Raw genomic sequence first — 21,497 nt, 5'->3', positions numbered from 1 at the left:
GCACCGATTCCTCTGCTGAGCGTGCTCATGGGAGGAAGGGGCGGGGCGCTACGACGTCAGCTTCATCAGCACGATTCCGCCGACGATCAGCCCGGCGGCGAGCAGGCGGGCGGGGGTGATCGCCTCACCCAGGAACGCGATGCCGACGACGAACGCGCCGACTGCGCCGATGCCGGTCCAGATCGTATAGGCGGTGCCGAGCGGAAGCTGACGCATTGCCGTTGCGAGCAGCGCGAAGCTGGCGATCATCGCGACGATCGTGATCGCGGCGGGGAAGGGGCGGGTGAAGCCGTCCGACAGCTTCATGGCGCTCGCCCAGACGATTTCGAGCAATCCGGCGGCGAGCAACGCAATCCAGGCCATCTGGCCCTCCTTTGCAAGAGAGCCGGGCCGTCCCGGGCTTGAGGCCCGCAGCGTGCGCGGGGGAGGACGTGGCCTCGCTTGGGGGCGATATGGGACGGGCGCAGAGGGGAGGCAAGGGGCACCTCTGGACCTTGGCCAGGCCAGTCCCTACATTGCCGTCAACCGCGCCGCTGGGTGGCGCGCATCCGACGCCGGGAAACGGCGCGATTGCGGGAAAATCCCGCCAAGAACAGCGAGCTGATCATGGCCGACAAGCAGACATCTCTTCAGGACCTGTTCCTCAACGCGCTTCGCAAGTCCAAGACCCCGGTGACCATGTTTCTGGTCAAGGGCGTGAAGCTGCAAGGCATCGTCACCTGGTTCGACAATTTTTCAGTGCTGCTCCGCCGCGACGGCCAGTCGCAGCTGATCTACAAGCACGCGATCTCGACCATCATGCCGTCGGGTGCGGTGGACGTCGCGTCGATCGTGGACGCCATTCCGGACAGCCAGTCCAAAAACCCGGTTTTGCAGGAAATTTTCCTCGGTGCGGTCAAGCGCCAGCAGGAGAATGTCACCATGTTCCTGGTCAATGGCGTGATGCTGCAGGGCGGGATCGCGGCGTTCGACCTGTTCTGCATGCTGTTGCATCGCGATGGAGTGTATCAGCTTGTCTACAAGCACGCGGTGTCGACGATTCAGCCGGCACATCCGCTGGATTTGACGGATCATGGCGAGGACGCCTGAGCCTTTTGAAAGCTGAGCGATGAGTACCGGATTTGACCGCGACCCCGATGAATTCGCACGGGGCGCGCGGGCGATCGTCGTCTATCCTGACCTTGGCGGATCGAGCCGCGATGCCGACGCGCGTCTGGAGGAGACCGCTGGCCTTGCGCTCGCGATCGGCGTCGAGGTGGTCGAGCGCGTCGCGCTGCGCATCCGCGCGGCCAAGCCGGGCACGCTGATCGGATCGGGGCAGGTCGACGCGCTGGCCGCGACGGTGCGCGATCGCGAACTCACCCTGGCGGTGTTCGACGCGGCGCTGACTCCTGTGCAGCAGCGCAATCTGGAGACCGCGCTTGGCTGCAAGGTCATCGACCGCACCGGCCTGATCCTCGAGATCTTTGGCGAGCGTGCGCGCACCGCCGAGGGGCGGTTGCAGGTCGAGCTCGCGCATCTGGACTATCAGGCGGGGCGACTGGTGCGCAGCTGGACCCATCTTGAGCGCCAGCGCGGCGGCTTCGGCTTCCTTGGTGGTCCCGGCGAAACCCAGATCGAGGCTGACCGCCGCCTGATCCGCGACCGCATGGCGCGGTTGAAGCGCGAGCTCGATTCGGTGAGCCGCACGCGCGGGCTGCATCGCGAGCGGCGGCAGCGTGCGCCATGGCCGGTGATCGCGCTGGTCGGCTATACCAATGCCGGAAAATCCACGCTGTTCAATCGCTTGACCGGCGCTGACGTCATGGCGGAAAATCTGCTGTTCGCGACGCTCGATCCGACGTTGCGGCAGATCTCGCTGCCAGGCATCGACAAGGCCATCCTGTCGGACACGGTCGGATTCGTCTCCGAACTGCCGACCCAGCTGGTCGCGGCGTTCAAAGCGACGCTGGAGGAAGTGGTGTCGGCGGACCTGCTGATCCATGTCCGCGACATCGCGCATCCCGACAGCGAGGCGCAGCGCGACGATGTCGAATCGGTGCTCAAGGATATCGGCGTCGCGCCGGAGACGCCGCGGTTCGAGGCGTGGAACAAGCTCGACCTGCTCGACGAGGAGCGGCGCGCGGAGGTGCTGGCAGAGGCGGCCAAGCGCGACGATGTGCTGGCGGTGTCGGCGCTGAGCGAGGAAGGGGTCGATTCGCTGATTGACCGCGTCGCCGCGCGGCTGACGCTGGGGCATCGCCGCTATCGCGTGACGCTGGCTGCCGGAGATGGGGCAGGCGCGGCGTGGCTGCACCAGCATGGCGAGGTAGTCGATCACTGGATCGACGGCGAAACCGCGATCTACGAAGTCCGCATGGCACCCAAGGACCATGAACGGTTCGAGGTCCGCAACGGATGAGTTTACGGCGTGGGGTGTTGCTGGGTTTCGCGGCCATGCTGCTCGTCTCTGCCGGGCCGGCGGCGAACGAGCCGCCGATCGTGCGGGTGCGGCTGGTGACCAGTGCGGGCAGCATCGTCGTGGCGCTCGATGCGAAGCGCGCGCCGCTGACGGTCGCCAACTTCCTGCGCTACGTCGATGACGGGCGGCTGGAAGGCACGCATTTCTATCGCGCGGCGCGGCGCAAGGGCGACCCGAAGCAGGGCTTCGTCCAGGGCGGGATCGGCACCGACGCGCGGCGCATCCTGCCATCTGTGCCGCTGGAGCCGACCAGCAGGACCGGCATCAAGCATCTGAGCGGCACGATTTCCATGGCGCGATCGGTGGATCCCAATTCGGCGCACGGCAATTTTTCGATCATGGTGGGCGACAATCCGACGCTCGACGCGCGGCCGGGCAAGCTCGGCTATGCCGCGTTCGGGCGGGTGATCGGCGGAATGGATGTGGTTCGCAAGATGCTGGCGATGCCGACCGGGGGCGGGCGAGAGGAGATGCGGGGGCAGATGATCGTGGAGCGGGTGCGTATCCAGCGCGCCGAGCGGTTGGACGGAAAGGCCAAGCCGACCGGACGCCCCAAGCCGTGGCTGATTCAGCTGCCCTGGCGCAAGGATTAGAGTCCGGGACGAACCGTCCGTAATTTCACCTAAAGATCGTGCGGCGACTTGCTGCGATGCAGCATCGTTGCCATATTGTCGCAATGGAAACCGAGAAGGGGGCGGAGTCGCCGCCCAACCCAACGCCCATCGTGCTGGAGGGGATCGTCAGGCAGAAATGCATGAACGCGATCTACAATCGCACGCGCATGGTGCTCGCGCCGCACATTCTCTATACACGCGGCGGATTGCTTTACGTGGACGCACAGGTGATTTCGCGCGATTTCGTGATCCCGCGCGAAGAGAAATTCGGAACGTTCAAGGTGGACGGACTCAGGAACCTGGCGCTGACCGAGCGCGATTTCGCAATCAGCCGGTTATTCCTGCCCGAATCCGAGAAATATGCCGGCACCACGTTGATGGTGGTGGAGCCGCAGGCCGCTTCGGCGATCTGACCGACACCCGTTGGACCTGAGCTTGTCGAAGGGGGGTACGCTCAGCGCAACCGGACATTCGGGCCGTTCACTCGGCGGATTTGACCGCGACCCAGAGGTCTTCCTGTTCATCCAGCGACAGGCCGGCGAACGCGTCGCCCGCCTTTGCCTCCATCGCGCGGAAGCGGCGTTCGAACTTGGCGTTGGCGGCGCGCAGGGCGGCTTCGGGATCGATGCCCAGCTTGCGCGACCAGTTGACCATGGCGAATAGCAGGTCGCCGATCTCCTCTGCGCGGTGATCGTCGCTCGTCGCGGTTTCAACCTCGGCCAGTTCCTCGTCGATCTTGGCGCGGGCATCGGCCGGGTCGGTCCAGTCGAAACCGGTCCGCGCGGCGCGCTTTTGCAGCTTTTCGGCGCGGGTGAGGGCGGGGAGGCCGATCGCGACTCCGTCGAGCGTACCGCGCGTCCCCTTGCTCCCCGCTCTTCGGCCTTGATTTGTTCCCAGAGGTGATGGCCACCGCTTTCCGCACCGCGGAAAATGTGCGGGTGGCGACGCTCCATCTTGTCGCAGATGCCCGCGATGACATCGGACAGGTCGAACGCCCCAGCTTCCTGCGCGATGCGGCTGTGAAAGATGACCTGGAGCAGCAGGTCGCCCAGTTCGTCCTTGAGTTCGGTCAGGTCGTTGCGGGCGATGGCGTCGGCGACCTCATAAGCTTCCTCGATCGTGTACGGCGCGATGGTGGCGAAGGTCTGGACCGTGTCCCATTCGCAGCCGGTGACCGGATCGCGCAGGCGCGCCATGATCGCCATCAGCCGCTCGATGCCGGGTGGCGTGATTTCACGGTGATCCGGCGCGGGGGAGACCGCCTGCTCGCTCATGACATAAGTCCGATAATATACATTATGTTAAATTCAAGTCGCGTTGGGTTCGAGGATCAGGACGTTCCCTTCCACCCTCCAGGATTTGAGACGCGAGAGGAAGTTCATCCCCAACACGTCAAGATCGCCGAAGCTGGGCGCGACGAATACCGTGAGGTCTTCGGTGCTGAGCGCACCCACATCAACGCGCTCCGCGCGGGCGCGGCGGGCATCGACCACCCCGTTCGCGGTCGAGACCTGCACCGGCGTCCCGCGCGCATAGTCGATGCCCGCGGCCTGAGCGGTGCTTTCGCTGATCGCGCTGACGGTCGCCCCGCTGTCGATCAGCATGCGGCGTTCGACTCCGTTGATCGTCGCACGTGCCCAGAAATGTCCGTCCGGTGACAGGCGGATGCGGACCGAGCCGGTGCCGGTGACCGGCGCAGGGTCGGTCAGGCCGCTGCTCGCACCGATCGCCTGGAGTTGATCGAGGATGCGGTCCTTGTTGATCACGACAAGCGTGATGACGCCCGCGATCGCTGCCCAACCGATCACCGTCTTGACGATGAAACCGAACTGCATGTTGCGGATGCTGAGCGAGCCCAGCACCAGCGCCAGGAATCCGACCAGCGCGACCAGCTGAATGATCTGGGACTCGGTCAAACGAACAACTCCATGCCGTCATGGCCCGGCTCCACCCCGGCGGGCAGATCGGCCTTCAGAGTCATATAGTCCATCGTCTGGTCCATATGCACAAGGACCGTGTGCCGTACGCGACATTGGCGCGCCCAGGCGAGTGTTTGCGAGAGATGTGGGTGCGTCGGGTGCGGTTCGCGGCGCAGCGCATCGGCAACCCACAGGTCCAGGTCGCTGTAGAGCGTGGCCATTTCGTCAGTAAATATATTGAAATCAGTGGCATATCCAATTATTTTGCCATCATGTTCGAAGCGCAAACCAGCCGAGGTGATGCCGCCATGCGGCTGGTCCACGGTGCGAACGGTGATGTCGCCGATCATCATGCCGTCCCGAAGCGGTTCGATGGTTGCGGTGGGGCGATAGGGCCCTCCCCCTTCGAACACATAGCGGAAACGGTCGCTGAGCCGGTCGAGCGTCTTCCAGTCGGCCAGCCCGCGCACCGGAGCGCCGCGCAAATGCATCAACTGGCGCAAATCGTCGATGCCGTGGCAGTGATCGGCATGGTCGTGCGTCCAGATCACCGCGTCGATATCCGCGACATTTGCGGCAATCAGCTGCTCGCGCAGGTCGGGGCTGGTATCGACAAGAATACGAGTCGCTCCCGCCTCGATCAGGATCGAGGCGCGGGTGCGGCGGTTGCGCGGGTCGGTGGGGTCACAGCTGCCCCAGTCGTTGCCGATGCGCGGAACGCCGGAGGATGTCCCCGATCCGAGGATGCGGACCTTCACGCGGCGGCCAGCGTCTTTGCGAACAGGCGATGGAAGTTGGCGCGGGTCGTCTCGGCCAGTTCCTCCGCATCCATGCCGCGCAGCTGCGCCAGGAAGCGGCAGGTGTCGGCGACGAAGGCCGGCTCGCCGGTCTTGCCGCGATGCGGGACGGGGGCGAGGAACGGGGCGTCAGTCTCGATCAGCAGCCGGTCGAGCGGGAGCCGCGCGGCAGTTGCCTGAAGATCGCGGGCGTTCTTGAACGTCACGATCCCGGATATGGAGATATAAAAGCCCAATTCCAGTGCCTTGTCGGCGAAATCTCCACTGGCTGTGAAGCAGTGGATCACGCCCGGATAGGCCCCCTTCCCCATTTCCTCGGCGAGGATGTTCGCCGTGTCCTCTTCCGCGTCGCGGGTGTGGACGATCAACGGCAGGCCAGTCTCGCGGCTCGCTACGATGTGCGAACGGAAGCTCTTCTGCTGCTGTGCGCGGTCGCTATGGTCGTAATAATAGTCGAGCCCGGTCTCCCCGATGCCGACGACGCGCGGGTGCGCGGCACGGGCGACCAGTTTGGCGGTGTCGATATGCGGATGCTCGTCCGCCTCGTGCGGGTGGATGCCGACCGTGGCCCAGACATCGGCCTCGCGCTCGGCAGTGGCGAGCACCTCATCCCATTCGCGCTCGCGGGTCGCAATGTTGAGCATTGCGACCACACCGCTCTCGCGGGCGCGCGCCAGCACTTCGGGCTGCTGTTCGCCAAGGCCCTTGTAGTTGAGATGGCAATGGCTGTCGGCGAGCTTCATTCCGCAGCTTCCTCTGCCAGCACGAGACGCGGGAACACGCCGGTCGGCGGGTCGAGGCGGAAGCCTGACGCCACGGCGGCATCGTACCAGCCCTTGTCGTCCAGCGCCGCATGGTCGCGCGCATCCTGACCCAGCTGATCGAGGATCTTGCCCGCCGATCCGGGGATCACCGGCACGACGAGGATCGCGAGATCGCGGATCGCGCGCACCAGCGTGCCGAGCACTGCATGCATCCGCTCCGGATCGGTCTTGCGCAGCGCCCAGGGGGCCTGCACGTCGATATACTGGTTGCACGCGAAGACGGCGCGCATCCACGCCTCGAGCCCCTGATTGAGCGCGAGGCTGTCGAACGCGGCGCGGAATTCGCGGCCCGCCTCGTCGATCGTCGCGAGCAGTTCGGCATCGGCGGGGTCGCTACGACCGGCTTCGGGGAGCGCGCCTTCGAGGTTCTTGGCGATGAACGAGAGCGTCCGCTGCGCGAGATTGCCGAAGCTGTTCGCCAGATCGGCGTTGGCGCGGGTCACGATCGCCTCGTCGCTGAAGCTGCCGTCATTGCCGAACGCGACTTCGCGCAGCAGGAAATAGCGCAGCGCATCGACGCCATAGAGCCGCGTCAGCTCCATCGGATCGGCGACATTGCCCGTGGACTTCGACATCTTCTCGCCGCGGTTGAGGATGAAGCCGTGGGCGAAGACCTGTTTCGGAAGCGGGATGTCGGCCGACATCAGGAAGGCGGGCCAGTAGACCGCGTGGAAGCGGGTAATGTCCTTGCCGATCAGGTGCAGATTGGCGGGCCAGTAATGCGCCAGATCACTCTTCGCATCGGGATACCCGGTGCCGGTGAGGTAGTTGGTCAGTGCATCGACCCAGACATACATTACATGTCCCGGCGATCCCGGCACCGGCACGCCCCAGTCGAAGCTGGTGCGCGAAACCGACAGGTCGACCAGACCGCCCTCGACGAACTTCATCACCTCGTTGCGCGAGCGTTCCGGTCGGATGAAGTCGGGCTGCGACGCATAGAGGTCGAGTAAGGGCTGCTGATACTTCGACAGGCGGAAGAACCAGGTTTCCTCGGCGGTCCACTCGACCGGGGTACCCTGCGGCGACAGCTTGACGCCGCCCTCCCCCTCGGTCAGTTCCTTTTCCTCGTAAAAGGCTTCGTCGCGGACCGAATACCAGCCCTCGTAGCGGTCGAGATACAGGTCGTCCTTGGCCTCCATCGCGGCCCAGATCGCCTGGCTGGCAGCATAGTGATCGGGGTCCACCGTGCGGATGAAACGATCATATGAAATGTTCAGATCGTTCGCCATATCGCTGAAATATGCTGACATTTCGTCGGCAAGTTGGCGCGGGGTGAGGTCGCGGGCACGCGCGGTCTGGGCGATCTTCAGGCCATGTTCGTCGGTGCCGGTCTGGAAGCGCACGTCGCGCCCCGCCTGACGCTGGAACCGCGCGATCGCGTCGGCGGCGATCATCTCATAGGCGTGGCCGATATGCGGCTTGCCGTTGGGGTAATGGATCGCGGTGGTGATGTAATAGGGTTCGGACATGGGGGCGCTCTAGAACAATGCGGGCGGCTAGAGAAGTATCACCCTCACCCTTCCCACTCGCTGCGCTCGCGGGATGATCGGGTCGGCCATGCCCCGCATGGCCTGGACAGCGCGGGGCGCTGTCCACCCGATCATTCCCTCTCCCAATGGGAGAGGGAGGGAGGCGCGAAGCGCCGGAAGGGTGAGGGTGACTAGCGCTTCGCCAATCGCGCGAGGATGCCGCCCATTTCGAACACCGTCGCCTGGGCATCGAGCGACTGGGCGAGCGCGACGGGGCCGAGTTGTGACGCGGCTTCATAGACCGCAATCGCCTCGGCCAGCGCGGCACCCTGTCGCCCGCGTGCTTCGGCGAGGGCGAAGGCGGGTACGCGGGCGAGGAATGCTTCGTAGCGTGGCTGCGCGGCTTTGGCACCCAACGTGCGGGCGAGGCGCGCGCGGATGGCGTTGTCCGGGTCGCCGCGCGCTGCAATCGCGGCCATTTCGCTGTCGATCGAGGCAAGGTCGAGCCCGGCGAAGCTGAGCGCCCGACCGGGCGAGCCCTGCCCCGCGCGGACTAGCGCATCGACCTCGGCCGCGCTTGCCTCGGGCATCGCCGCGCGCACGGCCGCCGCGACATCGCTATCGGGCAGCGGGTCGAAGCGCAGCACGCGGCAGCGCGAGCGGATCGTCGGGAGCAGGCGCCCCGGCGAGTGACTGACCAGCAGGAAGATCGTCCCCGCCGGGGGCTCCTCCAGATTCTTGAGCAGTGCGTTGGCAGCGCCCGGGCGTTCGACATCGTCGATCGCGTCGATCACGATAACGCGGCGGCTCGACATGCTCGGTTTGGTCGCGAACATCGGGTTGAGCGCGCGGACCTGGGCGATGGTGATCGACCGCGCGATATTCTCGCCCGGCTTGTCGGCGTCCTTGGGCAGGCGCACCAGCGCGCGATAATCGGGGTGCGCGCCCGACTCGATCAGCTTGCGGGTGGGGTTATCCTCAGGGAGATCGAAGTCCTCCGATGGCGGGACCTGTCCCGCCCCTTCGGCCAGCAGCCGCGCGGCGGCGGCGCGGGCGAAGCTGGCCTTGCCCAGCCCTTCGGCGCCCGCGATCAGCCAGGCATGATGCAACTGCCCGCTCGACATCGCGGCGCGAAACGCGGCCTTTGCCGCGGCATTGGGGCCGGGTGACGTCATGGCAGCAGGTCGGACAGCGCGTCCATCAGTGACGTCGTGACGTCATCCATGCTGCCCGAGGCATCGACCAGCCGCACGCGATCCGGCTCGGCGGCGGCGATACGGCGGAACTGCGCGGCGACCGCCATGTGAAAGTCCGGCCCGCGCGCGCCAAAGCGGTCGGCCGCCCCTCCGTCGCGCTCCAGCGACCGGGCATGGCCCGCCCCATCGGGCAGGTCGAGCACGAGCGTGCGGTCGGGCAACAGCCCCTTCGACCCGAAGCCGTGCAGCGCCAGGATCGCGGAGTCGTCGATATCCTGCGCGCCCTGATAGGCGCGGGTCGAATCGACATAGCGGTCGCACACCACCCAGCTGCCCGCCTCCACCGCCGGGCGGATCAGCTTTTCGACATGATCCGCGCGCGCGGCGGCGAACAGCAGCGTTTCGGTATGCGCGCTCCAGCGGGTGACCGCACCCTGCATCAACAGGCCACGGATCGCCTCCGCCCCCTCGGTCCCGCCGGGTTCGCGGGTGAGCACGACATGCACCCCGCGCGCCTCCAGCGCGGCGGCGAGCCGCTTCGCCTGGGTCGACTTGCCCGCGCCCTCCCCGCCTTCGAGGCTGAGGAAGCGGCCCCTCACGCGCCGAACAGCGACATGAGGCCCGCCCAGATGCGACCGAAGAAGCCGGCTTCACCGACATCGGCGGCGGCGACCAGTGGCAGGCGCTGTTCGGGCAGGCCGGGCGAAGTGACGACCAGGTCGGCGATATGCTGCCCCGCCTTGATCGGTGCCTTGATCGGACCCTGATAGACGACGGTGGCGCGCAGGTCGGGGTTGGCACCCGAGGGGATCGCGATGGCAAGATCGCGCGGGGCGACCAGGCCGACGGTCGAGGAGTCGCCGAGCTGGACCTGTGCTTGCTCGACCGTGCGCCCCTTCGTCACCAGCTTGCGCGACGACCAGGCGCGGAAGCCCCAGTCCATGAACTTGACCGATTCGTCGGCGCGCTGGTTGAAGCTGGTGAGACCCGCGACGACCATCACCAGACGGCGGCCATTCTGTTCCGCGGACCCGGTGAAGCCATAGCCGGCCTCTTCGGTATGGCCGGTCTTCAGGCCATCGGCACCCTGAACCCGGCCGAGCAGCGGATCGCGGTTCGCCTGAGTGATCGGCGCGCCGCCCATGGTGGTACCGAAGGTGAAGCTCGGCTTGGGGTAAAAGCGCTTGTAGAGATCGGGATGGTTGCTGATCGTCGCCTTGGCGAGCTTGGCCAGATCGCGTGCGGTGACCACCGTCCGCCCCTGATCGGGCCAGCCCATCGAGGTGCCGAAGCGGCTGGCGGTGAGGCCGATTTCCTTGGCCTTCTGGTTCATCAGGTTGACGAACGCTTCCTCGGTCCCCGCGATATGTTCTGCCAGCACGACGCACGCATCATTGCCGGACACGACGATGATGCCGTTGAGCAGATTTTCGACGCTGACCTTCTGACCCGGTGACAGGAACATGGTCGAACCCGCTGAAGGACCGTGCCATTTCCGCCACGTTTCCGGGCGGACATCGGCCATATCGCTCAGCTTCAGCTTGCCCTGCTTGATCAGGTCGAACGCGACATAGGCGGTCATCATCTTCGCCATCGACGCAGGAGGCATCGGGCGGTCGGCGTCCTTGGAATAGAGCACCGCGCCCGACGACAGATCCTCAAGATAGGCGACCGGCGCGGCGGTCTCGAACGGCGGCGTCTGCGCGGTGGCGGGCGCGAAGGCGAGCGAGACGGCGGTGGCGGCGAGGAGGAACTTCTTCATGGGTGATGCACGGTCCAGGGCTTGAGGGTCAGGGAATCGAGATGATGCGCGCATCGCCATAGCCGCGCCGCGCGACATCCGCACGCGCGCGTTCGGCGGCGCTGCTGTTGGGATAGGGACCGAGCTGAACGCGATACACGCCACCGCCGGGGCGGACGATGCCGCCCAGCTCATCGGCGAGCGCGCGGGCGCGGGCCGCGCTGGAGAGAGCGGCGACCTGCACGAACAGGCCGCGGGTGGCGGCTTGCGTGGGGCGCGGCGTCGGGCGGGTTGCGGGACGGGTCGGACGCTCGGTGGGCGTCGCCACCGGCTCGCGCGGCGTGTCGCCCAAGCGGCGGCGCAGACCGGCGAGCAGGGCTTGCGGCGCATCGGCGCGCATCGGCGCGGCCTGTCCCGCAGCGAGCAGTGTCGCATCCTGTCCGGTCACGCTGACGCGGCGAACGCGGACCGGCGGGTTGCCGGTGACGCCCAGCTGGCGCGCGGCACCGGCCGACAGGTCGATCAGCCCGCTGCCCTGCCCACGGATCAGGATCAGGATCGTCTTGCCGCTGTCGAGCGCGGTCACTTCGGCGTGGCTGCCCTGCGGCAGGACCGAACTGAGCGCGAACACCCCCTCCCCCTGCGCCGGCATAACCAGCATAGCCGACGCGGTCATAGCGTTCCTCGCCGGGGCGCAGGCGCGAGCTGCCCTGAGGGCCTTGACCGGTGTCGGGGCTGCCCTCCGGGGCGGCATAGCCCGCACCGGGCGCAGCCGGAGCCTCGACCTGCGGCGCGGCGGGTGCCGGCGGCAGCTCCTCCAGATCGTCGCCCCCGCCGAAGCCGCACGCACCAAGCAGGGCGCAGGCGGCGACGACACTAATGTTCGACTTCATCGGCCAGCAGCCCCACCGAAAGCGCATAGAAATTCGAGCAGTTGTAATCGAGGATCACGCGGTAATTGCCGGTGAGCAGATAGGCGGTCTTGCCCGGCCCGTCCGGCTCGAGCAGCGTCGCCTGAACATGATCGGCGGGCCAGCGCCCCGATTGAGGAACCACGCCCAGCGCGCGCCATTCGGCCATTGTCCGCCATTGCGAATGCCGCTCGAACACGCGCGTGCAGCGCGTCGGGACCGTGCGGTTGACAAGTGCCGCGCGGTTGAGGCCCGACGGCACATTGACCGCGACGCCCCAGGGCTGACCAGGACGCCAGCCTGATGCAACGAAGTAGTTGGCGATCGACGCCAGCGTATCCGCCTCGTTCGACCAGATGTTCGCGACGCCATCGCCATCGCCATCGCGCGCCAGACGCAGATAGACCGAGGGGAGGAATTGCGGATAGCCGAATGCCCCCGCCCAGCTGCCCTTGAGCTGCTCACGCGGGACGCCACGGTCGACCATCTTCATCGTCGCGATGAACTCGCCCGCGAACAGCGTGCGTCGGCGGCCTTCATAGGCGAGAGTCGCGAGGCTGCGCGGCAGATCGAAATTGCCGGTGTAGCTGCCATAATTGGTCTCATGCCCGAAGATCGCGACCATGATCGATTCTGGCACCCCGGTCTCACGCTCGACCCGTTCCAGCTTCGCACGGAGGCGACGATAGGTCTCGCGACCGCGATTGATCCGCGCGGCATCGACATGGCGCGCCTTGTACGGCGCGAAATTGGGGATCGGTCCGGTCGAGGTGCCACCCGGCTGGTCGCGATCGAGCTCGACCACGCGCGGATTATAGGTGAGCGACGGCAGCACCGCGTCGAGCGTCCGCGCACTCACCCCTTCGCGCAGCGCCTGTTCGCGCAGCGGGCCATTGATATAGGCCTGAAACCCCGCCTCGTCCTGAGCCACCGCAGGCGCGCCGCCGACGCCGAGCGCCAAGACTGCCGTTCCGACCAAGATGAAGCGCCGTACATGGCCTGTGAAATCCCGCATGGACATTCTCTGCCACAGGGCGCGGCGGGCATGAACCCCCTTGGCGCGGGAATTTGTGGCCTCTTGCGGAAAACGCGCCGAACAGCCTAAGGCGCAAGCCGCGCGGAGAGATGGCCGAGTGGTTTAAGGCAGCGGTCTTGAAAACCGCCGTAGGTGCAAGCCTACCGTGGGTTCGAATCCCACTCTCTCCGCCATTTTTTCCGCCAGTCTAGTCGTCGCTTATATCGAGATAGGGAACGACGTCGTTCTCGGTCGCAAGCCACAAGCCGGCCTGGACGTCCTCCGATTGCTGGCTCGCAATTGCGAGTGCCTCGCTGAGCGGGCCATAGAACAGCGTCTCAGCTGCGGCATCCTGCTCACTCAGGTAATAGAGACGCACACTGGCATCGCCGAAGACGGTGCGCATGCTGGACCCTAGCCCCGCCCGATCAGCCGCATCGCGATACGGTCGGCGACCTCGCTCGCCGGGTCGCCGGTGCGGGCGCTTTCGTCCCACACTTCGTTGAGGCGATCGGGGATTTTCGCGATGCGCGCTTCCACTTCGGCGCGGTCGCCATGGCCGAGATATTCGAGGCCGACATTGATGATGCCACCCGCGTTGATGACGTAATCGGGCGCGTAGAGGATGCCGCGGGCGTGGATGCGTGCGCCGTCGCCTTGCTTTGCCAACTGGTTGTTTGCGCCGCCCGCGACGACCTTGCACTGGAGTGCGGCGATGCTGTCCTCGGTCAGGATCGCGCCGAGGGCATTGGGGCTGAACACCTCTGCCTCGACCGTAGCGATCGCGTCCGCCGCGACGACGTCCGCCCCCAGTTCGGCGGCGAGCGCCCGTGCCTTGTCGGTGTTGACATCGGCCAGCGTCAGCTTGGCGCCATCGGCGGCGAGACGGCGGGCGAGGCCGCCGCCGACGCTGCCCACGCCCTGCACCGCGACATGCACGCCGACCATCGATTCGGCACTCAGCGCGCGCTTCGCCGCCGCCTTGACGCCGAGATAGATGCCGAGCGCGGTGAACGGGCCGGGATCGCCGCCCGCATCCCCGCCCGCAACAGGCAGACCGGAGACATGGCGGGTGCGGGTCGCGATGACCTTCATCCGCTCCTCGGACATGCCGACATCCTCGGCCGTGACGTAGCGACCGCCGAGCGACTCGACCGCTTCACCAAAGGCGATGAGCTGCGCCTCGCTGATCGTCGCACCGGGTTCGGGGGCAAGCACGACGCCCTTCCCGCCACCCAAGGGCAAGCTGGCCATGGCATTCTTGAAGCTCATGCCCCGCGACAGGCGGAGCGCATCGGTGATCGCGGCACTGCCATCGGCATAGTGCCAGAAGCGCACGCCGCCCGCCGCCGGGCCCAGATTGGTCGAGTGGACCGCGATCACCGCGCGCAGGCCGCTGGCCGGGTCGGTGATCAGGTGAACGCCCTCATGGGCGTCGAAATCGGGCAGATCCCACACGGCAGTCATGGCGCTTCCAGTCGGCTAAGAATATTTCGAGCGCGCGTAATATTCTTCCGCATGGCAGAGCGCCAGCCCAAAATGTCAGCCAGGGGAAAATGGGGCGACCGACGGGACTTGAACCCGCAACCCCCGGCATCACAAGCCGGTGCGCTAACCAATTGCGCCACGATCGCCGCGAAGTGGCGCGCTTACCCGCGCGCCCGATCAGCGTCAAGCGCCCGTGGTCACGCCATCAGCAGGTGCGGATGCGCGGACGCGATGGATGGTGCAGCCCCCGCCGCGCGTGCGACGCGAATAGCTGCATCGGCGGTGATCTTTCCCTCTCGCGCCAGTGCGCGCGCCGATCCGGCCAGTGTCGCAGAGCGCATGAATGCATGGCGCGCCAGGATCGCTATATCGCCGCCCTCGGCGAGGAGACGACGCAGACCCGGATCGACCGCAACGGTCTCGAACAGCGTCACCGGACCGGAAAAGCCCGTGCCGTCGCACGCACCGCACCCGGCGGCGCGGTAGATCACCGTGCCCGGGTCGACGCCGAGCAAGGCCGATTCGGAACCCGCAGCCTGAGCCGGATGACGACAGGTTGCGCACAGCCCCGGCTCCGTCCGCACCGCGATCGCGACACGCAGGGCAAAGGCAAGCAGATGCCGCTCCATCCGCGCTGCGCGCAGATGTGCGATGGCCGCCATGACGTTGGGAGCATCGATGCCGAGGACGATACGCACGCCGCGCTGGGCATGGTCAAAGGCGGCGGAGAGCAGCGTGCGATCGTCCCCCCGCGCGGATCAGGATCGCGTCGCAGTCCATGTGTGCGGCGGCATCCAGATCGGCGCGGTCCCCGCTGATCTCGACAATATGCCGCTCGCCCGGAGCATGAACGGAGGCGGCCATGCTCGCGGCCATCGCGGAGGTATCCTCTGCCGCGATCAGGATCACCCCGCCCGGAGCTGCTGTTTCACGCTCGAACGCGGCGCGCATCGATCCGGGCATGCCGAGCTGGGCGAAGCCGCCCCCGCCCGATCCGTGCCTGGCAAGATCGATCACCACCCGGTCACCGCGCCGCGTTGCGTGCGGAAGCGCCTGAGCGGAATCGAGCCAGTCCGGGCTCGCGACCAGACTGTGGACAGGGGCGAGCCCGGACACCGTGCGGACGAGGATGCGGACGCCGTCGCCTTCGCGGATCAGATGGATCGCCGGGATTCCGGCATCGATCGCGGCGTGGACGAGTTGATCGAGCGTGTCGGCGGCGCGCATGTTGCCGCGCTATGGCTTGTCTGTGACATTATGCCTGCGTTTCGGTGACGATTTTAAGTCACCCACGCACTATGGATGCGGTGTTTTTCTTCTGGCAGAAGCGCCGCATGATCGCCGTCTCTTCCGCCGCCGGGTTTCCGATCGAGCCCGTGATCGACCGCCTGACCGCGCGCCCGGGCGTGCAAAGGGTACCGACACCCAAGCTTACCTTGTTCATTCGCAAGGAGTTTATCGATCGCGATTTCTGTACCGAGTTGATGGAGATGATCGATCGCGACCGGCGGCCTTCACTCGTCTCCGACTATAATGGCGACGACGTCTTCCGGACCAGCGAGACGTGCGACCTGCCGGCGGACAGCGTTGCGGCGCAGCGGCTCGACGCGTTGATCTGCAACTTTATCGGCCTCGATCCCGCGCATGGCGAGCCGCTGCAGGGACAGCGCTACGCCGTCGGGCAGGAGTTCAAGGCGCATACCGACTATTTCGAGCCGACCGGCGTCGACTTCGAGAAATTCTGCGCGGTATCGGGGCAGCGGACCTGGACGGTGATGATCTACCTGAATGCTGTCGATGCGGGCGGCGCGACGCGGTTCAAGGCGATCGACAAGCTGGTCCAGCCGGAGCCGGGCAAGCTGCTCGCGTGGAGCAACTTGCGGTCCGATGGTACGCCAAATCCCTCGACGCTTCACCACGCGATGAAGGTGCGCGCGGGGACAAAATACGTCATCACCAAATGGTTTCGCGAGCGGCCCTGGGGGTGAGGCTATTCCAAGCCCCTCCCCTTTAGGAGAGGGGTTGGGGGTGGGGCCTATCCTCTGGGCGGTCGGTCTCGATGAGATTTCACCGCCCCACTCCCAACCCCTCCCCTGAAGGGGAGGGGCTTGAAGGCGCGATCAGAACTTCGCGCTGAGGCTCAGCGAGAATTTCCGGCCGACGTCATAGGTGTTGGTGTCGACGCGGACATCATCCGGGAAGGTCTGATATTCCTGATAGCGCGTCTTGGTCAGATTGCGGCCCTCGAACTTCAGTTCGAACTCCGCGCCCGCAAGCTCAAAGCCCTGACGCGCGACCAGGTCGATGGTCAGGCCCGGCTTTTCGACAATGTCGGGCAGGCGCACACCCTCGACCACCGGACCGCGGTTGGTGACGCGCTCGCTGGCATAGTTGAACAGGACCGTCAGCTGCGACAGCGAAGCGGTGTCCTCGAACCCGATCTGAAAATTGACCAGATGGTCCGACTGACCGACCAGCGGCGCGCCGTCATCGAACAACAATGATGACTGGACCGCCGGGGCACCGAGGATCGGGCTGGGCACCAGCTGGTTGCCCGATTCGATCTGCGACTTGGTGTATGTATAGTTGCCGATCAGCACGAGCCGCTTCGTCGCGAAGAAGTCGCCGCCGAGCGTGTCGAGCGCGATATGCTTCTGCGCCTCGATCTCTCCACCCCACAGCTTGGCGCTGGGTGCGTTCGAGAAGCCGGTCTGGAGCGAGGTCGACCCGCCCGCGACAAATGCAACCGCCTCGATCGGGTTGTCGATCTTTTTGAAGAAGCCGGCCAGCGTGATCCGCTGGTCACGCGCGAAGAACCACTCGTAGCGTGCCTCGGCATTGTAGAGCTGCGAGTCGATCAGCAGCGGGTTGCCCAGGAACTGGCGGCTGCTTTCGAAATCCTGATAGAGCTGCGGCGCGAGCTCGCGAAACTGCGGGCGGGCGATCGTCTTCGAGCCGTGGACGCGCAGCTGCATGTCCGGGGCGAAATTCCAGGTGACCGTAGCTGCAGGGAGCCAATAGTCATTGTCGAGGCTGGTCCCGGCCACTGCCCCGGTTGAAAGCACGCGCTGCTTCGCAGTCTCGTACCGGACACCTACCGATGCGCGCAGCCCGTCGAGCAGCTCCGCCTCGCCCTGTACATAGCCGGCATGGACTTCGAGCGACGCATCATAGGCCGCCGCGCCGGTGCCCGTGGACTCGTTGCGCAGCGTGATGCCATAGGTCTGGAGATTATAGTCCGAGAGCAGATAGTCGGGCCGCTGCTGTGCCACCGTCTGGTTCACCGGGCCGTTGTTCGGACCGACGAAGCGGAAGAAATAGCGATAGGACTGGCGAGTGGTGTCCGAATAGGCATAGCCCGCCGAAAGCGTGATCGGCCGCGCGGCATCGAACTCATAGGCAATATCCGCCGCACCGGTCCACAGATCCTCGTTCAGGTCGCTGAACGCGATCGTCGCCGAGCTGGGCGCGCTGAGCGCGTTGGTATAGTCGGCGACAACCGGATCCCACACATAGCGGAAGGCGCGCTCATATGGAGCCTTGCGCTTGGTATTGGCATAGGCGCCGCGCAGGTCGAGATCGACGGCGCCGAAATCCAGCTCGGCGACGACCTGGCTGGTGAACAGCTGGCGCTCAAACCAGTTGGTGTTCTGGGTCGCGAAGGACGGCACGCCGAACTGACCGGGGATTCGAAATTCTCTTCATCGCCCAGGCCGATGATCGCCTGTTTCAGCGTGTCATGGATATAGACATTCGTGAAGCGGAGCAGATGCTCGCCGCTCTCGACACCAATGCCCAACAGGCCGTTGGCGATGATGCGATTGTCGGTGGTCACCTGATTATAGTCGCTGGCAAGGCCGCCGTCGGCACCGATCGCGACCTGCTGCTTCTGCGCGCGGGTCTGCCAGCTGTTCGACAGACCAGCCGACCCGATCAGTCCAATGCGGAAATTGCCGGTGTCGAACGTCTTGGCAAAGCTGGTGCCGACCGACCAGTTGGCCGGGATGTGGTTGTTCTCGAACACCACCGTCGTCGGCGCGTTCGACAATTGCATCAACTGGGCGGCGTCGGTGACCGACGTGCCGTTTTCGCCTGCCGCACGGATAAAGGCCGGGACGCTGCGCTCGCCATCGTCATAGCCGAAGACGTCATGGCTGCCACCGTCATAGGTATAGCCAAGCTCGCTGGTGGTTGCGGTGTCGAACCCGATCGACCCCTCGATCTCGAAGAATCCGTCGCGCGGCGCGGCGCGGGTGGTGATGTTGATCGCACCGCCACCGAATTCGCCCGGATAATTCGCCGAGTAGCTTTTCTGGACCAGCGCCGACCCCACGATATTGGTCGGGAACAGGTCGAGCGGCACGACGCGGCGCAGCGGCTCAGGGCTGGGCAAAGGCAGGCCGTTGAGCAGCGAGGAGGAGTAGCGATCGCCCAGGCCACGCACAAACACGAAGCCATTACCGACGACGCTGAGGCCCGTCACGCGGGTTAGCGCGCCGGCAATGTCGCCCTCACCCGATCGTGCGATATCCGCACTCGACAGCACGGACACGACCTGCGGGGTCGCCCTGATGACATTGGGGATGTTGCGCCCGATCACCACGATCTCATCACTGGTGTCGCCGGCACCGGGGGCAGAGATCTCGACCTCTTCCTCGGTCGCCTGCGGAGCCTCGGCCTCCTGCGAAGAGGCCTCTGCGGTCGCATCCTGTGCCGCCTGAGCCAGCGCGTGCGGCGCGACGAGTTGCGAGGTCAGAAGCAGCAGACTTCCGAATGCGGTGCTCTTTTTCATCTGTGGACGTCCGTTTTCTGAGGCTGGCGTTCGCAGAGATCCCGCCAAGGAAAGCCGGAACCGGCGGCCCCTTTTCCGCCGGTTCCGGTGATCGGTCACGCGGGGGTCAGGTGACCGGGACGGTGGTGCAGGCGCTGCCCGCCGCGCCGAAATTCGCGCGGTTCGAGTTGCAGGTCCAACCCTGGTACCAGGTGTCGCTCGGCCCGCTGATCGCGCCGATATAGCTGGTGGTGACCAGGAAGGACGTGCCCGCCGGGTTGAGCAGCGCGGCGTTGTAGGCGGTGACGCCGGCAGCGCCGGTGCCGGGCAGATAGCCCGAGGTCAGCGCGTTGGCGGCAGTACCTGCCTTCACATTATTGGTGCCCGCGTCGACCAGCGCTTCCTGCTCCGCGTTCGTCACCGTGACGCTATTCTGCGCGGTTTCGGTGGAGAGCCCGCCGGTGCAGGCGAAGTAGTTGGAACGGAACACGGGGGGACCGGCCTCGTCGAGCGCCGCATTGGCCGCGCGGATCGTCGACTTGCCGCCATTGTCGGTGGTCCCGGCCACCACGTTGAGGCAGGGGCGACCCGATACGAAGATGCCGTTGACGAAGGTGAAGTCGGCACCGCCGCGCAGACGCAGGCCGGCGTTCGTGCCGGTGCTGGTGTGCACAAAGGTGAAGTTCGCGATGCGGCCATTCTGGCGCGGCAGCGCGTCTTCGTTGTTGTTGGAGTCGATCTCCATCACATAATTGTCGGACTGGGTGTTGCTGGGCTTCTGGATCGCGATCGCGAACTGGATGAATCCCTTCCAGCCCACATCCGTGTCGATGCTGTCATCATCGGCACCGGTCACCACGAGGTAACGTGCGTTGTGCGTGCCGCCAAAAATTTCGATGCCGTCGTCCGAGCTGTTGTGGATCTGGACATATTCGATGCGGGTGCCGCTGCCGACGCCGCCGGTGGTGATGCCCTGCAGCTCGTTGTTCGGGCTGATAACCGTCCCCGAGTAGCGCACCTGAACGTAGCGGAGCACGCCAGAATTGTCGCCTGCGGTCGCGCCGCCATACAGCGCATTGCCGGTGCCCTCGACAACGTTCTCGCAGTTCACTGCACCGCCGGTCACGCCGGCGAGGTTGCAGTTCGAGATCGGCGCGCGACCGGCGAGGATGATGCCGCCCCACAGGCCCTGCGATTCGTCGGTGACGCCGCCGGTCAAATTCTGCTGCGCGGTGAAGATGATCGGCTGGCTCGCGGTGCCTTCGGCGTTGATCGTCGAGCCGCGATTGACGACCAGGAAGTCGTTGTCCGCATTTGTCGTGTTGGCATAGACGATCACGCCCGGCTGGATCGTCAGGCTGGCGGCGGTGCCGCCGGTGCCCGCGCCGCCACGGTCGACGCCAACATCGACGCGGCCGTTCATTTCATAGGCCACGCCCGGAAGCTTCTGGAGCGTCACGGCGGTGGTGATGAGCGACGGGATGCGGCATCCACGGAAGCTGCCGACGATGCCGGCATCGGTGGTGCCGGTGGGGCAGCTGGCCGCCGGGGTTCCGGGGGTCGGGGTTGGCGACGGGGTCGGCGACGGGGCGGGCGCAGGAGCCGGTGCCGGGACGACGATCACGCCTTCGCCGGGCGAGGCAACGCTGGATGCACCGTCGCAAGCGGCGAGCGTGGCGCCCGCAACGCTGGTCATCAGGATGAGGCTGATACGCTTGAAGTCGGCCATGAAATTCTCCGTTCCGGTCGATCCCGGTTTGCAGGATGTGGGCGAGCGCCCTGGATCGACTCGGAACAGTCCCCCTGCCGATCACGAGTGTCGCGCTAGGCGGCGTCCGTGACGGTGGGATGGGATTCGGGAGAAACTTCGGTGACGGTGCGATGACGCTTTTGTGAATCGCGTTACAGACGTGTGACGGACGCGCCGGGCGATGCAATCTAGGCATATGATAAATAACGATAGTTCCGACGGTCGTAACATCGTGCCGGAAGCATTGCCGTGACGTCGGGGCCAGACAGGAGTGCGATGGCATTCCGAATGTTGCTGCTACGCAACAGCGTAGGAAGCGCCCAAAGCAAAAGGCCCGCCGGCAGTGCCGACGGGCCTTTGGTTATGGTGGGCGCGGCTGGGATTGAACCAGCGACCCCTGCGGTGTGAACACAGTGCTCTACCACTGAGCTACGCGCCCGATGCCGGATTGCCCCGTTTAGGGTCTCGCCAGCGGCTCCGACGGATCGGAACTCCCCGAACTGGTCCGGGGAGCGGAGCCTCTAAGGTGACGGAGCCA

The 21,497-nt window shown here is 65.8% G+C and carries 22 protein-coding genes, 3 tRNA genes and 1 pseudogene; 6 read left to right on the top strand and 20 right to left on the bottom strand.

The genetic code is table 11. The annotated features are described in order from the left end of the window. Positions 1-48: 48 nt before the first annotated feature. On the bottom strand, positions 49-363 hold the full coding sequence (locus LRS12_RS16940) for a multidrug efflux SMR transporter (protein ID WP_257845692.1): 315 nt from the start codon (positions 361-363) through the stop codon (positions 49-51). A gap of 207 nt (positions 364-570) precedes the next feature. Between LRS12_RS16940 and hfq the strand changes: the two genes are divergently transcribed. The 4 genes from hfq (at position 571) to LRS12_RS16920 (ending at position 3,488) form a co-directional block, all read left to right on the top strand. Further along, positions 571-1,089: an RNA chaperone Hfq gene (hfq, locus tag LRS12_RS16935; RefSeq protein ID WP_257846170.1), complete on the top strand. Its 519-nt coding sequence runs from the start codon at positions 571-573 to the stop codon at positions 1,087-1,089. Between the two features lie 19 nt (positions 1,090-1,108). Then, the gene (hflX, locus tag LRS12_RS16930; protein WP_257845691.1) at positions 1,109-2,401 is read left to right on the top strand and encodes a GTPase HflX; all 1,293 of its coding nucleotides are present in this window, start codon (positions 1,109-1,111) and stop codon (positions 2,399-2,401) included. Next, positions 2,398-3,054, top strand: a complete 657-nt coding sequence (locus tag LRS12_RS16925; RefSeq protein ID WP_374581434.1) for a peptidylprolyl isomerase — start codon at positions 2,398-2,400, stop codon at positions 3,052-3,054. Before hflX ends, LRS12_RS16925 begins: the two co-directional genes overlap by 4 nt. 83 nt (positions 3,055-3,137) lie before the next feature. After that, entirely contained in the window at positions 3,138-3,488 is a 351-nt protein-coding gene (locus tag LRS12_RS16920) for a hypothetical protein (RefSeq protein ID WP_257845690.1), read from the top strand. Positions 3,489-3,555: 67 nt separating this feature from the next. On the opposite strand, the pseudogene mazG reads toward LRS12_RS16920, so the two are convergent. The 10 genes and pseudogenes from mazG to LRS12_RS16870 all read right to left on the bottom strand — a co-directional run bounded on the left by mazG (position 3,556) and on the right by LRS12_RS16870 (position 12,950). Then, a pseudogene (gene mazG, locus LRS12_RS16915) lies at positions 3,556-4,271 on the bottom strand (nucleoside triphosphate pyrophosphohydrolase). A 111-nt stretch (positions 4,272-4,382) separates the two neighbouring features. After that, positions 4,383-4,991 carry a TIGR02281 family clan AA aspartic protease gene (locus LRS12_RS16910; protein ID WP_257845689.1) on the bottom strand — a complete coding sequence of 203 codons (609 nt, stop codon included), beginning with the start codon at positions 4,989-4,991 and terminating at the stop codon, positions 4,383-4,385. Then, a complete protein-coding gene (locus LRS12_RS16905) occupies positions 4,988-5,752 on the bottom strand; it encodes an MBL fold metallo-hydrolase (RefSeq protein WP_257845688.1) in 765 nt (254 codons plus the stop codon). The genes LRS12_RS16910 and LRS12_RS16905 overlap by 4 nt, the downstream gene beginning before the upstream one ends. Continuing rightward, positions 5,749-6,534, bottom strand: coding sequence for a TatD family hydrolase (locus LRS12_RS16900; RefSeq protein ID WP_257845687.1), 786 nt, complete (start codon positions 6,532-6,534; stop codon positions 5,749-5,751). Before LRS12_RS16900 ends, LRS12_RS16905 begins: the two co-directional genes overlap by 4 nt. Next, positions 6,531-8,087, bottom strand: coding sequence for a methionine--tRNA ligase (metG, locus tag LRS12_RS16895; RefSeq protein ID WP_257845686.1), 1,557 nt, complete (start codon positions 8,085-8,087; stop codon positions 6,531-6,533). The genes LRS12_RS16900 and metG overlap by 4 nt, the downstream gene beginning before the upstream one ends. A gap of 191 nt (positions 8,088-8,278) precedes the next feature. After that, entirely contained in the window at positions 8,279-9,262 is a 984-nt protein-coding gene (locus LRS12_RS16890) for an AAA family ATPase (protein WP_257845685.1), read from the bottom strand. After that, complete coding sequence (gene tmk, locus LRS12_RS16885; RefSeq protein ID WP_257845684.1) at positions 9,259-9,882, bottom strand: dTMP kinase; 624 nt, start codon at positions 9,880-9,882, stop codon at positions 9,259-9,261. The genes LRS12_RS16890 and tmk overlap by 4 nt, the downstream gene beginning before the upstream one ends. Beyond that, positions 9,879-11,045 carry a D-alanyl-D-alanine carboxypeptidase family protein gene (locus tag LRS12_RS16880; protein ID WP_257845683.1) on the bottom strand — a complete coding sequence of 389 codons (1,167 nt, stop codon included), beginning with the start codon at positions 11,043-11,045 and terminating at the stop codon, positions 9,879-9,881. Before LRS12_RS16880 ends, tmk begins: the two co-directional genes overlap by 4 nt. 28 nt (positions 11,046-11,073) lie before the next feature. Beyond that, entirely contained in the window at positions 11,074-11,700 is a 627-nt protein-coding gene (locus tag LRS12_RS16875; RefSeq protein WP_257845682.1) for an SPOR domain-containing protein, read from the bottom strand. 200 nt (positions 11,701-11,900) lie between these two features. After that, a complete protein-coding gene (locus LRS12_RS16870) occupies positions 11,901-12,950 on the bottom strand; it encodes a lytic transglycosylase domain-containing protein (protein WP_257845681.1) in 1,050 nt (349 codons plus the stop codon). A 104-nt stretch (positions 12,951-13,054) separates the two neighbouring features. On the opposite strand from LRS12_RS16870, the gene LRS12_RS16865 reads away from it, so the two are divergent. After that, positions 13,055-13,144, top strand: a tRNA-Ser gene (locus LRS12_RS16865). Between the two features lie 14 nt (positions 13,145-13,158). Here LRS12_RS16865 and LRS12_RS16860 read toward each other — a convergent pair. The 5 genes from LRS12_RS16860 to LRS12_RS16840 form a co-directional block, all read right to left on the bottom strand. Next, positions 13,159-13,356 carry a hypothetical protein gene (locus tag LRS12_RS16860; protein WP_257845680.1) on the bottom strand — a complete coding sequence of 66 codons (198 nt, stop codon included), beginning with the start codon at positions 13,354-13,356 and terminating at the stop codon, positions 13,159-13,161. A gap of 8 nt (positions 13,357-13,364) precedes the next feature. Continuing rightward, entirely contained in the window at positions 13,365-14,417 is a 1,053-nt protein-coding gene (locus LRS12_RS16855) for an amino acid dehydrogenase (RefSeq protein ID WP_257845679.1), read from the bottom strand. 90 nt (positions 14,418-14,507) lie between these two features. Next, positions 14,508-14,584 (bottom strand) — tRNA-His (locus LRS12_RS16850). Between the two features lie 51 nt (positions 14,585-14,635). Continuing rightward, positions 14,636-15,136, bottom strand: coding sequence for a hypothetical protein (locus LRS12_RS16845; protein ID WP_257845678.1), 501 nt, complete (start codon positions 15,134-15,136; stop codon positions 14,636-14,638). Positions 15,137-15,152: 16 nt separating this feature from the next. After that, complete coding sequence (locus tag LRS12_RS16840) at positions 15,153-15,665, bottom strand: hypothetical protein (protein ID WP_257845677.1); 513 nt, start codon at positions 15,663-15,665, stop codon at positions 15,153-15,155. A 71-nt stretch (positions 15,666-15,736) separates the two neighbouring features. On the opposite strand from LRS12_RS16840, the gene LRS12_RS16835 reads away from it, so the two are divergent. Next, positions 15,737-16,426, top strand: coding sequence for a prolyl hydroxylase family protein (locus tag LRS12_RS16835; protein ID WP_374581426.1), 690 nt, complete (start codon positions 15,737-15,739; stop codon positions 16,424-16,426). 132 nt (positions 16,427-16,558) lie between these two features. Here the strand turns inward: LRS12_RS16835 and LRS12_RS20135 are convergent, their stop codons facing one another. The 4 genes from LRS12_RS20135 to LRS12_RS16820 form a co-directional block, all read right to left on the bottom strand. Beyond that, on the bottom strand, positions 16,559-17,950 hold the full coding sequence (locus tag LRS12_RS20135) for a TonB-dependent receptor domain-containing protein (RefSeq protein WP_308223067.1): 1,392 nt from the start codon (positions 17,948-17,950) through the stop codon (positions 16,559-16,561). Beyond that, positions 17,872-19,230, bottom strand: a complete 1,359-nt coding sequence (locus LRS12_RS20130; RefSeq protein WP_308223051.1) for a TonB-dependent receptor plug domain-containing protein — start codon at positions 19,228-19,230, stop codon at positions 17,872-17,874. The genes LRS12_RS20135 and LRS12_RS20130 overlap by 79 nt, the downstream gene beginning before the upstream one ends. A gap of 106 nt (positions 19,231-19,336) precedes the next feature. Beyond that, positions 19,337-20,938 carry a hypothetical protein gene (locus LRS12_RS16825; RefSeq protein WP_257845676.1) on the bottom strand — a complete coding sequence of 534 codons (1,602 nt, stop codon included), beginning with the start codon at positions 20,936-20,938 and terminating at the stop codon, positions 19,337-19,339. Between the two features lie 385 nt (positions 20,939-21,323). Further along, a tRNA-Val gene (locus LRS12_RS16820) sits at positions 21,324-21,398 on the bottom strand. Positions 21,399-21,497 lie beyond the last annotated feature (99 nt).

The sequence above is a fragment of the Sphingomonas sp. J344 genome (assembly GCF_024700005.1).
Classification (GTDB): domain Bacteria; phylum Pseudomonadota; class Alphaproteobacteria; order Sphingomonadales; family Sphingomonadaceae; genus Sphingomonas.
Note: the sequence above shows the minus strand (reverse complement) of the source record. Positions and strands in the feature narration are given on the sequence as shown.